The sequence below is a fragment of the Aquimarina aquimarini genome (genome assembly GCF_900299535.1).
Classification (GTDB): Bacteria; Bacteroidota; Bacteroidia; order Flavobacteriales; family Flavobacteriaceae; genus Aquimarina; species Aquimarina aquimarini.
Window position 1 is genome coordinate 55,253 of the sequence record NZ_OMKE01000061.1, and the last position, 15,038, is coordinate 70,290.

The following is a 15,038-nucleotide window of genomic DNA, read 5'->3' on the forward strand; positions in this document are numbered from 1 at the left end:
AAAATTTTTAAAATTGTGTGGATTGCTCACTTGATAAAGGTATTCTTGTTATAAAGAACATCTTTGTATTTTTGTGTAAGAATTGTTATACTTTTGTGTATATTTATTTTACCTTATCTCTAAGTTGTTGCGCTCCATTGGCTAATATTAGTGTGTCTACACCAACTCCTAATAAATTCGCTCCTTTGTTTTTATAAAACTCAATAAGCTCTTCTGATAAGGCGAGTACCCCTGCTGTTTTGTTCTTTTCTTTAATTTTTATTAATGCACTGGCAACAGCCTCTTTTACCACAGGGTGTGCTGGATTTCCTAAATACCCCATAGAGGCAGCCAAATCAGCAGGGCCTATAAAGACACCATCAACTCCATCTATGTTTAAGATTTCTTCTAAATTGTTAAGCCCCTTTATAGTTTCTACTTGACAAATCAAACACATCTGGCTGTTTGCTTTGGCAAAATAATTTTCCAAACGGTTCCATTTTGATGCTCTTGCTAGGGCAGTACCTACCCCTCTAATTCCCTCTGGTGGATAACGCATGTCTTTTACAAGTTGTGATGCTTGTTCTGCGGTTTCTACCATTGGAACTAATAAATTTTGCACTCCAATATCCATGAGATTTTTTATCAATACTGAATCTCCAACGGGTGGCCTTACAATAACCTGAGATGAATATGCTGATAGCGTTTGAAGTTGTAACTGTATTTTCCTTATATCAAATGGGGCATGTTCTCCATCAATTAAAATCCAATCAAAATCGGCACATGCAATAATCTCTGCGACTACTGTATCAACCAAACCATTCCATATACCATAGGTCAATTCTCTATTTACAACGCTTTTTTTGAATATGTTATCTCCTAATTGTTTCATCTATTTCTTTTGTTTATTGTTATCAGTCAGGTAGAATTTGCCAATAATTATTTTCAATTTCAATTGGTGTTAGCCGAATTATTATGGCTCATTTCATAATCTTATATAAACTTACATTCAATTGTACCCAACTCATTATAATCTGCTACAATGGTATCTCCCGCATTGACTTTTACAGGTCTTGTAAAGGAACCAGCCAAAATAATTTGCCCAGGTTCCAGTGCTATATTGTGGTTTGCATATTTTTGAGCTAGCCATGCAACTCCTCTTGCGGGATGATCTAATACAGCGGCAGCAACTCCAGATTCTTCAATAACATTATTTTTGTATAAAAGAGCACCTATCCAGCGTAAATCAATTGCGGTTGGTTTTATTTTTTTATTTCCTAATATAATTGCCGCATTTGCCGCATTATCAGCAATAGTGTCTCTAATTGTTCTTGTATATCCAGTATCAGGATGCACTCTATATGTTCTAGCGGCTATCAATTCTAATGCAGGAACTACATAATCCGTTGCGTTTATAACATCTGTAACCGTTAAGTTTTTACCAAACAAAGGCTTCTTTAATACAAAAGCTAATTCTACTTCGATTCTAGGGTCTGAAAATTCAGAAACTTTGATCTCACATCCATGATCAAAATACATACTGTCTAGTAATGTTCCATAATCAGGTTCATCTATAGCCATTGCTACTTGCATTACTTTAGAGGTCAATCCAATCTTATAGCCAATCACTTTTTGCCCTTCTTTTTGTTTAAGCCTCATCCATTCTTCTTGAATAGCGTAAGAATCTTTTATTACCATTTCTGGATGCCTTACAGTTGTAGCTTCTATTTGTAGCCTATTTTTTTCTGCACTATGCAATCGGTTTGCTTCTTCTTCTATCTGCTGTTTGCTAAGCATACTATGTCTTTTTTGTATAGTACATAGTTCGTTATTTATTCATGAATTTTTTTTACAAAAAGTGTAGTATTCCTTTTGGTTTTGTGTAACTATTTTATTTTTTAGTTAAAATTTGTTTTGTATATAAACTAAAAGAATACTACACTTTAATACAATAAAAGCAAATTGATGAATACTATTTTTGATACTCAAAAATGAATATTTATTTATGAGATTTGCTTCTTACAATATCAATAACAGAATAACGTATGGCTCTGTAATAGAAAAAGAAAATGCTATTTTCTTAACAGATATAGGAAAAGATCATGGTTATGATCTATGTCACTGGATAAAAACAGGAGCCTTATATGAATTAACAGCTATTGCAAGAAATACTGAAATCTCTTATAGAGAAAAAGAAGTAGTTTATTTACCCCCTATACTTTCTGGAGAAAAAATTGCATGTATTGGTGTGAATTATGCGAATAGAAATGCAGAATACAAAGATAATTCTGATGTGCCAAAATATCCCAGTCTGTTCTTGAGGTATCAGGATTCATTTACAGGACACAAACAAAACTTAGTACGACCACCAGAATCACATCAATTAGACTATGAGGGTGAAATTGTCATCATTATAGGGAAACCTGGAAGACGTATTCCTGAAAATAAAGCTCTTGAACATATCGCTGGTCTAACATTAATGAATGAAGGAACTATACGAGATTGGGTTCGACATGCAAAATTTAATGTGACTCAAGGTAAAAATTTTGAAAAATCAGGAGCTATAGGTCCTTGGATGGTAACTGCGGATGAAATTAAAGACTATACCAATCTTACTATTGAAACACGTGTTAATGGAGAAATTAGACAGCAGGACTCTACTGCAAATCTAATGTTCTCTTTTGCTTATATCATTTCATATCTAAGTACATTTATGACGTTAAAACCAGGGGATATGATTTCTACAGGGACTCCAAATGGCGCTGGAGCAAGGTTTACTCCACCTATATACTTAACTCCTGGAGATATTGTAACGGTTGAAGTTCCTGAAATCGGAATTTTAAAAAATGGGATTGAAGATGAGATGTTATAAGGATAGTTTTAAATGCATATTTCTCGTGTGAAACACTTTGTATTCATCTAAAACATATCTAAAAAAGGATTCAAAAACTGAAAACGAACTTTTACAATAAATTATAAAAACTCCTTTATAAGTGTACTTCTTTTTTTGAGAAATTATAGCAAATACTTTGATTTCTTATAAGAAGGATTCGGCATCATTTATTGTCTAACAATATGGTCATCTCATTTTTAATTTAGCCAGAAAAAATGCTACTTACATTGAAGCGATACTAAAGTATTATCCTGCTGAATTTCTATTCAACTATACACCGTATTTTATTTTAATCTGATTTGGTATACCAGTAAAATTGGCTGTTCATTGCTAATAAAAGATTCTATAAATCTGAAAATCTAACATTAAGTTTAGCATTATTTATTAAAGTGTGTTAACATGAACTAAAGTTGCGTTAACATCACAAATTGAGTAGAATTCCTTTTAAATGTTTACTTAACTTTCACTTAGTAGACTCAAAAAACACAAACTCAATTTATATTCAATTATGAAAATTTTAAATAATGAACCAAGTAAGCCTAATAGCCTAGATCAAATTACAGATCAAGCTAAATATATTTTGACCGAAGTCATGCAATTTCGGCGAATGATAAAATCTGAAGATAGTTGTAATTCGGCTTCATGCACAAGATGCCAAAAACAACATATAGACAAGATTATTACGGCAATTAAAGAAAAAAAGAAAATTAAATTTGTCTTACCTGCATTTCCTGGTAAATCTCCAAATCCAGCAAAAGTTTTAGGATATCTCCCAGATATGGCTGAGAAAAAAGCACTTACATTTTTAAATGACCTCTGTAAGCGAATTCAGAAAAATTATGAACTAGGAGCAGAGGTAATCATATGCTCAGATGGTAGGGTCTTTAGTGATGTTGTTGGGATTCAAGAAAAAGATGTAACAGCTTATCAGGTTGAGATTGATCGTATTATTGAAAAATTAAACCTAACAGAGCTTTCTACTTTTAATCTTGATAATATATATGTAGATGGTGATTTTGATCAAGCGCGTTCTGAACTTATAGAACAGTATGGACAAGATTTGGATAGTTTAAAGGCTAAAGTAAAAAAAGGAGGAAACGGTTCAGGGAATCCAGAAGAAAAAGAAGCGAATCGTTTGTATTGTGGACTTACACGATTTCTAGTAGAAGATTTACTTTTTCCTGGACAGACAAGGTCTAAGAGTTCTATTCAAAAAGAATGCAAAATAAAAGCATATCAAGCAATTATAAGAAGTAATGCGTGGACTGACCTGATTGCAGAAAAATTTCCTGAGGCGATTCGTTTATCCATACATCCACAGATTTGTGGCTCTAAAAAAATTGGAATTCAGCTTCTTGGTACAGAAACATGGATGACTCCTTGGCATGCAGTTGCAGTAAATACTGGTGATAAATTTATATTAATGAAGCATAAAGAAGCTCAAAAATTAAATGCAACATTGGTTGAAGATGTAAATGGCCGCCCTAGTCACTATGAACTTGTTCAAAAAAAACAAGGGCTAAAAACAGAATATCAATTTTAGAATAACAAAATTAAATAGTTAAGTTATGAATTTTATAGCAACAAAATTATATCCATTTGGGTTATTAATTGAGCCTGTTAGTGGGCAAGAAGATATTAGAAATATAGATGTAAATGAGCTAAAAGATGTTTTGTCACGTGAGCATCTGATTGCTTTAAGAGGATTTCGAAGTTTTGATAGTGCAGAGAATTTTTCTGACTATTGTGAAAAGTTTGGAGAAATTAGTTTATGGCCTTTTGGAAAGGTGTTGGAACTGATTGAGCAAGATAACCCCAAAGATCATATTTTTGATCATACTTATATCCCTTTGCATTGGGATGGTATGTATCGAGAACAGGTTCCAGAAACTCAGGTGTTTCATTGTGTGAACTCACCTGGTATTGATAACAAAGGAGGAACAACTTTTGTTAATACAAAATTGGTTTTAGAAAAAACTCCTGAAAGTGTTCGTGAGTTATGGAACAAGATTACTTGCGCTTATTCAAGAAAAATGGAATTTTATGACAGTAAAACGATTGCTCCACTTCTTACAAAACACCCTGAAAAAGATTTCTCAGTAATTCGTTACTGTGAACCGCCTCATAATAATGATGAATCTTTTATTAATCATCCAGGTTTTGAGGTTGAAGGTATTCCTAAACAAGAGATAGAAAATTTTATTGAAAACCTTAACAAAATACTCTACTCTCCTGAAAACCTATACACACACCAGTGGAAAACAGGAGATATAGTATTTTCTGATAATCATACTTTGTTACATGGTCGAGAAGCTTTTACTAAAGGGGCACCCAGACATATAAGACGAGTACAGCTATTAGGAAAAACTCCTCTTGATAATCCTCATTTAATATATACAAAATGATTAGAAAAGAAACAGATATTCTTATTATTGGAGCTGGACCTGTAGGATTATTATGTGCTTATTTGGCAGAGCTTTCAGGATTGAAAACTATCATAATAGATACGTCTGTAGGCCCATTAGAAGTTGGGAGAGCAGATGCTCTTAATGCAAGAACATTACAGCTACTTGAGGTTGTTGATTTGTTCAAAGAGCTTTACCCATTGGGCTTGCCTTGTAATACAAGTTCAGTATGGGAAAAAGGGAAATTTGTATCTCGTCAATCTTCTTGGTGGAATGAACTGGAAGGGTGTTTTCATAAACATTTTTTAATGTTAGGACAAGCATTTGTAGAGAAGCTCTTAGATAAAAAACTTACATCTATTAATGCTTCTGTAGTGAGGCAAACAACAATAGAAGATATTCAGATTACAGATCAAGAATGTATTAGTACGCTCTCTAATAAAGAGATAATAAAATCTACATATCTTATTGGTGCAGATGGTTCTAGTTCTTTTGTAAGAAACTACTTCAATATTCCTTTTGAAATTACGCGGCCTCAAATTATATGGGCGGTGATTGATGCAGTATTTGAAACTGATTTTCCAAAGGCTCCAGAAATAATTGTTTTCCAGGCAGAAACATCAGATGTTGCTTGGATTCCTAGAGAAGGAGAGATCGACCGATTTTATATCAGAATGGATCGCAAAGATTTTAGCATGGAGGATGCCATAGAAAAAATCAATCTAGCGATGGCTCCACATACAGTTATGATAAAAGAACTTGTTTGGTTTTCTCAATTTTCTGTAAAAGAATCTGTTGCCGAAAATTATCTCATTAAAGATCGCATAATTCTTGCTGGAGATGCTTGTCATATTCACTCAGTAAATGGGGGACAAGGCTTAAATACAGGATTAGCAGATGCATTTAATCTAATTTGGAAATTGAGTATGATCAAAAATCATGAAGCGAATCAAAACCTGCTTCGTTCATATGAGAGTGAAAGAAAACCAATCGCTCTAAGTGTAATCGAAAGTTCTGGAGAGCTTGTTCGTTCTACAAAATATTCAAACTCTGGGACTCATGCAAAAGATTATGTGAAGATTGTAGAGAAGAGAGCTGGAAATATTACAGGGATGGGAATTCGCTATAGTGAAAAAGGAATAATTGGAACAAGAGTATATGACCTTATAGTACATCAAGAAAAAGAGAAGAAACGACTCTATTCGTTTCTTGAGTATACTAAATTTACTCTTCTTTATTTTAGCGATCAAAAAATAGATTTAGAATTACCAGATTTTGTAAACCTACTACAAATTCGTTCAAATAATTCACAACATGGATTTTGGACAGAAAGTAAACATTATAAAGGTCAGGTTATTATAGTAAGGCCTGACGCTTATATTGAATCTGTGGGTACACTAAATGAAATAAATACTTTAATTAAAACTCTTGTTTCTAAATATTCTAAAGTTTAAACCACTTCATAATATAGAGCTGGAAACAAAATAAAACATAACTATACATAAAAAATAGAATCAATATGCCATATATATCATTTGAATCAGGTAAGCTTGAAAAAGAAATCAAGCAAAAATTAATTAAACAATTAACAGAGATATCAGTAAGTATTACAGGAATTCCAAAAGAGTTATTCTTTATATCAATAAAAGAAATTCCAGATGATGATATAGCTGTTGGTGGGAAAACAGTAACAGAAATGAAAAAAGAACTAAAAAAATAAACAAGCGACCTCAAGGTAAGCCCGCGAAGTATTTTTTGAAGTAAGCTTCGAGGTATTAAAATGTCACTTAGTGAGCAAAAGATGCTAGTAGTTAACAATTAGATGTTTGGCAATATCACTACTTTGTTGTTAGCTACTAGTTTTCGTGCTTTTATTTTACGATTTTATATTGACCTCAAAAGAGAAGCTCCTTATAAAACAGTGATTCTGTATGCAAAGATCTTGTTTTGTACACATTCTAAAAATTAAACATTGTATTGTCATTGGCAAGATTCTCTGTTGGAATATCTTGACTAATGTTCCAATGAGCGGCTATCTTTCCTTTTTCTAATCTAAATAGGTCATATACTGCGGTCTTTTTTTCTGAAAGTATTCCTTCACTAATAGAGATAACAAAGTTTCCTTCTCCAAAGACGGCATGTTGTTTAATATATCTAGGAAAATGAGAACCTTCTTGAACTGCCTTAATAAGACTTTGAACTCCATCAGAAAGCATCATATTATGTTGATGAAAATCAGTTTGAAAAAATTGAGGGATGGTAGTTATTATTTCTTTTTCTTCTACATCTTCACTTGTTAGTATGTCAAATAACTCAATGATTTTAGACTTATTGATTTCAGTTTTTTTTAAGTCGCTTATTTTGACTTTACCATCTAGTAAAGATCTACCAGATACGTTTGGAGAGCCCATTTCTGACATAACATTCCAGTGTTCTGCAATAAGACCCGTATTATCAAAACGAATGATATGAAAAGCTGCTGTTTCATCAAAACCAAAAGGAATAGCATTTATCCATTTGTGATGCATGATGATGTAATTGTCATCTTCTAGCATGCGAATATTTTCAATTTTACTACCATAAGTTTTTAACTTTGGTATCATAGCGATAAAAGCAGCCCTTCCTGAGGGTACCTTTGGATTATGTTGAATATAATCTTCATGAACCATTTTTTCAATCGTTGATTCGTCATATTCGCTAACAGCAGTATGATATGCTTTGGCTTTTTCTTTATTACTCATATGTTGTTTTTTATAAATAGGTTTATACTTTTATGATATAACTAAATTAGTGCTTTATAACAATAAGGAGAAGGCATTTACTTGAAAAATAAGGGGTTATTGTTAAAAAGGAAAAACAATATATTCTGAATCAGAAATTACTTTTGTAGGAGGTGGTTGGAACGTATTTCTTTTGGAGGTAAGAGTTTTTGATTTGGTAGCTAAATGAATTAGAAATAAAATTACTTAGAAATTATTCTTGTCACCAAATCTGACACTATAAAATCAAAAAACCCTTTAAAATCAATGTTTTAAAGGGTTTTTTTGTGACCTCGGCAGGATAATTGCCGAATTCTTAATAAAATATTGGTAGTCAATAGTTTACTAGGTATACTCAATATATTATTTTTTTAAGCATTAATTTTTGCTGATGAAACTGTAAAAATTCCGAAATCATCAATAAGCATAGTTTTTTTATGAATATCATTATGAGCCATTAAACGATCTAATTCTTTTTGCGAACGCCTTCTCATTATCCAATCTTTCTTTTGATGACTATTTTAAACATAAGCAATCATTTTCAGTTATGGATGCCATGGTTGACCAGTATACACTACACTAGAGTTTTTCTCAGCAATAGATTTGAGTCCAGTGAGTGCGTTACTGGCTAATTCATTGTCACCAAAAAGCTCTAATATGCCTGAAATGATTATAATATTTGGAATATCTAATTCATCTAGTAATTCATTTTAGATTAGGTCTTCCAACCTTTTCTGAATTGATCCTTTTCTGTATAGGCCTTAGATAAATTGTCCGAATTTTTCTTACAAGTTCACTTCTTTTGTTTTCAAATACGTAAGATCTGATACCCATACTTGACCTAGGGAATCAACAGTAAAATTTCTGTTTAATAAATTAGGAGCTACTGGATTACTATGTTTAGAATCCGTAGTTACTATCCATTTTTTTCTGACCTTACTTTGTATGTTATTGTTTTTCATTGTTCTAGCAACTCTTGGACGTGATACTTTATAACCTAGCTGATATAATTCTTCCTGTATTCGAGGACTACCATAAGTTCCATTACTCTGATTGTAAATAGTAAGTATTTCTTGTAACAGTTTATTATTTTCTTTTTCTCTATTTGAAATTGATCTTTTACACCAGTAATAATAACCACTCTTACTTACTTTTAATGTTTTACACATTTTCTCGATAGGGTACTTTATTTTGTAAGTATCTATGAAAATAAAAATATCTATCTGTTCTTGGAGAAGATGCTTACTGCCTTTTTTAAGATATCACGTTCTAATTCTACATCTTTCAAGGCTTTCTTTAATTCTACGATTTGCTTTTGTTCTGGAGTTAAATTTGGACGACCGTTTCCTGAAAAACTACCTGTAGAATTTGAGTTAAATTCTCTACACCATCTTCCTAATAATTCTTGACGAATACCCAAATCAGTACTAACTGCTTTTTTACTTTTCCCTGAATTAACTAATTCAACTGCCATTATCTTAAATGACTTCTCGTATTTTCTTCTTACTGTTTTCATAAATACTCAAAATTATATATTTTAAGCTTAGCTTACTGTCCATGCAAATGTAGTAACTCCAATATTTGTATAAAGTTAAGAAAATCAAGCATACTTTAACTTCATACATTACATTTTAAAATTTGGATTAATTGTATAGCATTTTAGCTTTAAAAAACGACAAAAATCATTCCATAAATTTGGATTTTTATTAAGACCACTCACTTTTTTAAGTGAGTGGTCTTGGTAAACTTTAATAGAATTCTTTAAAATTTAAACACTCTCATTAAAATAGTTAATTCTGATAAAATTGACTTAAAGCTCGTACATCATATTCACTTGGTCCATAAATTGTTCCATTTTGTCTGCCATATTCTATGATATTGGTAAAAGGCCTATAATCTCTTCTTCTTACCATATCATATATTCCTCGTCCCAAATATCTAGAAGAATATAGCATAATTGATGACCAATCAAAAGGAGTTAAATTGTGAGAATATTGGGGATCTATATTTGGATCACTTATAGATGAAGCTATATACTTATTTCTATCCGATCTTTGATGCTCATGAATAAGTCCTAGAGCATGTCCAAATTCATGAATAGCTACTGGTAGATATGAGTCATGGGTTGTTAAAATTTGCTCTCCTCCAACCATTCCAACGTGTGAACTATCTCCATCACCACGAACTATATGAATAAAATTGCGATGAACGAAAGAGTTAAAGTGGACAAATTGTACACCTAAACGGTTAGCCCATATACCTGCAGCTTGAATAATACTATTTCGATTTGCATCTGGTACATTCGGATGGATGAGAATAGGGATCACACCATTGGTCCAGGGTCTAATTCTAACTGCAATTGCTCCTTTAGCTGTAGCTACAGGTTTATCTGTGATAGTTGTATTTTTGGGCAATATGATATCTCCACCTATTACATAATCTCCATTATCATTAATTTGGTAATGAATTTTATCAGAACCTATATATCCCTCTTTATATTTTGTTACAGGTGATGATATATCTGTATCCAAATCAGTAATAACCAAATCATCTGAACTTAAGTTCTCATAATTGATGGAGGGATAATCTAAATCTGTATATTCTAATGTTTTTACTTCCATTTCTTCTAAAGTAACCTTATCATTCTTGGTACATGATATTGTGATTAGAACTGTTGTTATAAGGGTAATTGCTGAAAATTTATTGTTTAATTTCATTTTTTTTAATTTATATTTCTAGTTATACAAAGGGGAGAATTATTTTGATAAAGCATATGAATAATTGTGTTTTTTATACAATCATCATTTGTCTTGCGGTACACAACTTATTAATCTATAATAAGTTGCTTTTTCACTAAGACGTCATATATCTCCTTTAGAAGTAGAGTGTTGATATCGAAATATATAATGATTCCTTATTATTCCGATAAATTCAACACTACCAACTTTTATGTTTTCTATTGATATATTATAGGGTACATCGTTGAGTTGTATTAAAATAAGATTAGCTGAGCTATTTTTAGTTAACTTTTTTATAGTCAAAATAAGTTAACGAGGTTATTTAATACATATTTTTTTTGTTTCGGACCATTTATCTCCTTTAATATTAATGAAATACATGCCAGAAGAAAACTCAGGAAAATCTTTAGGGTTAATATCTATAATATGTTTGTTTTTGGAGTTCTTTTTAGAATGTAGGATTCCTATTTCTTTTCCGCTAAACGAGTATATAGATATTTTTATCTTTTCTTCTGTTGGAGATGATATCTGGATAAATATATGTTCAGATGCTTTTATAACTGTAGGGTAGATTAAAGCAGAGGTTTTTGCTATATGTTCACTGCTACAGTCCTCTACGTATATAGTTACTTCATTTCTATTCTCTCCCATACAATTATTGCTTAATGATGTTGTCACACTATATGTGGTTGTTGTTAAAGGAGAAACTTCTATACTGGATGTGGTTTCACCTGTTGACCATAAATACGTTCCTCCACCTGTAGCAGTTAACGTAGTTATATTTCCTAAACATATATATTGTTCTTCTCCAGCGTTTACAATAGTTGTATTAACAATCACCTCTACTTGATCTGTTGCTTTGCAATTATTGTTAGATACTGTAACTGAATATGTCGTGGTTTCTAATGGAGAGACTTCTATACTGGCAGTTGTTTCACCTGTTGACCATAAATAAGTACCTCCTCCTATAGCCGTTAGAGTGGTAGTTTCTCCTAAACAAATAGACTGATCTTCTCCAGCATCAGCTGTAGTCGAATTTGAAGAAACTGTTATAGAGTCGGTAGCTTCGCAACCTTTACAATCTTTAACATTTACTGTATATATTCCTGGTGTATCTACATAAATAGAGGGGGTTGTTTCTCCTGTTGACCAAGAATATGTAGTAGTATCAGTGCTTTCTGAGATGCAATCCATCATAACATGAATATCTCCATGAGTATAAATACTATTGGAAATATTAAACCAAGAGGAGCTTCCTACTTTGTGAGTATCTTTGTCGATAGTATTTGCTCCTTTACCTAATTGAAGAGGACCTCCAGTTCTAGAAAAAGAAAATGATAAAGGAAACCACCAACTATGTTCTTTAACAGTTCCTTTAAATTCTTTGTAATAGATCCACCCATTTGTATTATTAGCTCCTCCACAGACATTTTCATAAGGAGATGGAGTAGTTATAGTCTTTCCCCAAAACTCAGCATCTAGAGTATAAGTTTTACCAGACTCTTTCATCGTCCCTTTAAGAGTTGCCCTTCCATTATCCAGTTCTTTCCATATCAAACTTTCATTAGTAAACGTTTTTTCACTTCCCCAATTAGTAATTATTACCATGACAAGGGATCTCGGATGATGACAATCTTTAGTGTTTTGTATTTTGTACTCCTTGCAATCTGTACAAATTGAGTGCCCAGTTAATTTAGGAGTGATTAATATTCTTTCTTCAGCACAAATTGATATATCATCTCCAGCATTAACATTTAGGTTACAGTTAATGTTTGACTCAGAAAAGCTTATCTCATCTTTAATTATTTTAGATACACCACTAAAACTAGTAATGGAAATAAAAACTAGAATAGTGATAGAAAGCGTTTGTATCGTGATATTTCGCGTATTTTTTTTATCTGGCATAAAAAAATCCCAGATTATTGAATTTATTTTTTTCATATTGATAATTGTTAAAGAAACAAACCATTTAAATGTTTGAATTAGGAAACTGTATTTTTAAACACATTGCAGAATATTAAATTACACCCAAAGGTGCTTATTTCAACATTTTTGTTAACGTGATCATGAATTATTTATATAAGAATAGCTCAGAAAATATTTTTCGTTTGTCAATATGACATACTAAACTCCCTTTTATAAGATATAGTGGGTATTCACGAAATATAAGTTGTATTATTTTTTATTTCTAAAATAGAAACAAAATCTATTTTGCAAAAAAAGAGTTTAGTCTGTCAATATGTATACTTATCTTCTTCTTAAATATTTTTTTATCAAAAAAACAGGAAGTTTTTTTGCTCCGAATAAAGTAATTTTACTATAAAATTTTCTGATAATTATAATATTGTATTTATTTTTTTAATGTGATATGACCTTTAGTCAAAAGGTGTTCAAAATCATAAATAGGAGAATCGTATTCAAAAGATAATCCTGGGATGCCAAACAATCCAGCTTTGGCATATAAACCTAAACTCCCCTTAATACCTCCAAACCAATCTATTGTAGGTGTATTATCTATATTAGTACCGATACTTCCATTGGCATATAGTCCAGCACCTCCCTTGGCTCCGACTCCTATGGTTCCATAAAAAGAAGATTCAAAATTTGTATTAATCAATAGAGAAGCATTAAAACTTCCTGTTGTAATGATGGGTATAAATTCCATTTCTGAAGTATCTATCTCATGGATCGGATTCCAATGACTATTCTTATAATGCATTCCTTTACGAACAGTCATGATACCTCGAATACCTCCTGTTATCCTTGCACTGACACTTCCTGATGCATCTAAATTTACTTTTATAGTATGTGTCACTACTATAGGAATCCAACCTGCCCAAATAGTGGTAGGAGGAAGGTTTAAATTTACAATAGGGATGGACTCATTAAATAAACTATGACTGGCAGACCACGTTAAATCCATATTAGTCTGGTTTTTAAATGTTATCACGTTCTTAAACTCATTCATCGAACCTGAAAATATTTTTAGTTTAAGATCTAATGTAGGCTGTATATTTACAAAACCGTTGGCTTTTATTTGATCATGGGTAGTAGAATGATTACCATCTGCATCAAAAATTACTCGATTAAGGTTAATCTTAAATGTTCCTAACGAAATATCTTTTTTTGCTCTATCAGGTACCAAGCTATACTCTATGATATCTCCATTAGCCGTTTTACTTATGAAATCCTGGTTATAGTTATCGTAATTATATATATGTTGATATTCAGTATGAGGAGTTAATTCATTTACTTCTGCCGATTCTGTAGCTACAATAACTTTATTACTAATATATGTAACGTTGGTTATTTTTCTTAAGAACCCTTGTGGAGCTTTACTTATTTGACCAGATACGATATATTCTAATTTACTAAAATCAATACCAGAATCCTGGCTAAATTCAATTGTGTTTTCATCAATGTTTATTATTGAATTAGAAAGAGGGTCATTATCCTTAAAGACCAGAGATTTTTCTTTTTTATCCTGTTGCTCTTTTGGTAACAATGCATTATTACTCTCTTCTATATTGTCTGTTGTACATGATAATATTCCTATACTTATCAGTACGTAAAAAATTTTTTTTCTCATAATTAATGGGGTAAATTTTTAAAATTATTAATGTGAATACCTTTTTCTATATCAAAAAGTAATACTGTTATTTTTATTTAGACTAAATATAAATAATAACAAATATATTGACTCATAAAGATTTAGTATATTTTTTTCGACAAACATCACTATTCCTCCTATAATAAACATATCTTACCTTGCTGAAGTGGTGAAATTTTATTGCCAGATTCTGTATAATAGATCAGAAGAGATCGAATATTTGTAATTGAGTTATTTTGTAAGCTGAAAGTTTTGACAGTAATTCACTATTATTCTTAAATATGATTATCCGTTAGTATTCTAGTATTACTAACTGTACATAATACGAATACCTCAATTGACGTTGTAATTCAACTGCGCAAATTCTTTTTTTTTGCTTTTGGCCATAGCATAACAATATACCAAACCGTAAAATGGTAGCTTAACATTTAACATAATAGTACCGCTCTGCAAAGAATAATCCAATAAATTATAACTGAAACTATTGTCACTGAACCCTAACCTTAAACAGGTTTTATGTTAATCCAGTTATGAAACAGAGATATAAATAATAACGGATCATTCCCAAAAGTTGTGTGTGGATTTAAAATAGATTAAGATCTTTGTAAAAAAACAGCGATTGGATTCCTATATTGACTTACTTAAGCTTGTATT

13 protein-coding genes and 1 pseudogene are annotated in these 15,038 nt (G+C 31.5%); 5 read left to right on the forward strand and 9 right to left on the reverse strand.

Annotation, left to right across the window (positions count from 1 at the left end):
• Positions 1-103 precede the first annotated feature (103 nt).
• Both DG508_RS20720 and hpaH read right to left on the reverse strand, forming a co-directional pair.
• Positions 104-871 (reverse strand): aldolase/citrate lyase family protein, encoded by a 768-nt coding sequence (locus DG508_RS20720; protein ID WP_108870325.1) that lies wholly within the window; start codon positions 869-871, stop codon positions 104-106.
• A 101-nt stretch (positions 872-972) separates the two neighbouring features.
• Positions 973-1,776, reverse strand: coding sequence for a 2-oxo-hept-4-ene-1,7-dioate hydratase (hpaH, locus tag DG508_RS20725; protein WP_108870327.1), 804 nt, complete (start codon positions 1,774-1,776; stop codon positions 973-975).
• Positions 1,777-1,984: 208 nt separating this feature from the next.
• Between hpaH and DG508_RS20730 the strand changes: the two genes are divergently transcribed.
• The 5 genes from DG508_RS20730 (at position 1,985) to dmpI (ending at position 6,997) form a co-directional block, all read left to right on the forward strand.
• Positions 1,985-2,851 carry a fumarylacetoacetate hydrolase family protein gene (locus tag DG508_RS20730; protein ID WP_108870329.1) on the forward strand — a complete coding sequence of 289 codons (867 nt, stop codon included), beginning with the start codon at positions 1,985-1,987 and terminating at the stop codon, positions 2,849-2,851.
• Between the two features lie 529 nt (positions 2,852-3,380).
• A complete protein-coding gene (locus DG508_RS20735; RefSeq protein WP_199912823.1) occupies positions 3,381-4,415 on the forward strand; it encodes an L-tyrosine/L-tryptophan isonitrile synthase family protein in 1,035 nt (344 codons plus the stop codon).
• Positions 4,416-4,440: 25 nt separating this feature from the next.
• A complete protein-coding gene (locus DG508_RS20740) occupies positions 4,441-5,277 on the forward strand; it encodes a TauD/TfdA dioxygenase family protein (RefSeq protein ID WP_108870331.1) in 837 nt (278 codons plus the stop codon).
• Complete coding sequence (locus tag DG508_RS20745) at positions 5,274-6,731, forward strand: FAD-binding protein (RefSeq protein ID WP_108870333.1); 1,458 nt, start codon at positions 5,274-5,276, stop codon at positions 6,729-6,731. Before DG508_RS20740 ends, DG508_RS20745 begins: the two co-directional genes overlap by 4 nt.
• A 65-nt stretch (positions 6,732-6,796) precedes the next feature.
• Positions 6,797-6,997 carry a 4-oxalocrotonate tautomerase DmpI gene (gene dmpI / locus DG508_RS20750; RefSeq protein ID WP_108870335.1) on the forward strand — a complete coding sequence of 67 codons (201 nt, stop codon included), beginning with the start codon at positions 6,797-6,799 and terminating at the stop codon, positions 6,995-6,997.
• Between the two features lie 238 nt (positions 6,998-7,235).
• Here the strand turns inward: dmpI and DG508_RS20755 are convergent, their stop codons facing one another.
• The 7 genes and pseudogenes from DG508_RS20755 to DG508_RS20785 form a co-directional block, all read right to left on the reverse strand.
• Positions 7,236-8,018 carry a nuclear transport factor 2 family protein gene (locus tag DG508_RS20755; RefSeq protein ID WP_108870338.1) on the reverse strand — a complete coding sequence of 261 codons (783 nt, stop codon included), beginning with the start codon at positions 8,016-8,018 and terminating at the stop codon, positions 7,236-7,238.
• A 389-nt stretch (positions 8,019-8,407) separates the two neighbouring features.
• Positions 8,408-8,719, reverse strand: a pseudogene (locus DG508_RS20760) (class I SAM-dependent methyltransferase family protein); the annotation flags it as partial.
• Between the two features lie 102 nt (positions 8,720-8,821).
• The gene (locus DG508_RS20765; protein ID WP_108870339.1) at positions 8,822-9,205 is read right to left on the reverse strand and encodes an IS3 family transposase; all 384 of its coding nucleotides are present in this window, start codon (positions 9,203-9,205) and stop codon (positions 8,822-8,824) included.
• 50 nt (positions 9,206-9,255) lie between these two features.
• Positions 9,256-9,552 (reverse strand): transposase, encoded by a 297-nt coding sequence (locus tag DG508_RS20770; protein ID WP_108870341.1) that lies wholly within the window; start codon positions 9,550-9,552, stop codon positions 9,256-9,258.
• Between the two features lie 274 nt (positions 9,553-9,826).
• Positions 9,827-10,753 (reverse strand): M12 family metallopeptidase, encoded by a 927-nt coding sequence (locus DG508_RS20775; RefSeq protein WP_108870343.1) that lies wholly within the window; start codon positions 10,751-10,753, stop codon positions 9,827-9,829.
• A 339-nt stretch (positions 10,754-11,092) separates the two neighbouring features.
• Complete coding sequence (locus DG508_RS20780) at positions 11,093-12,715, reverse strand: T9SS type A sorting domain-containing protein (RefSeq protein WP_108870344.1); 1,623 nt, start codon at positions 12,713-12,715, stop codon at positions 11,093-11,095.
• Positions 12,716-13,124: 409 nt separating this feature from the next.
• Positions 13,125-14,363 (reverse strand): hypothetical protein, encoded by a 1,239-nt coding sequence (locus tag DG508_RS20785; RefSeq protein WP_108870346.1) that lies wholly within the window; start codon positions 14,361-14,363, stop codon positions 13,125-13,127.
• Positions 14,364-15,038 lie beyond the last annotated feature (675 nt).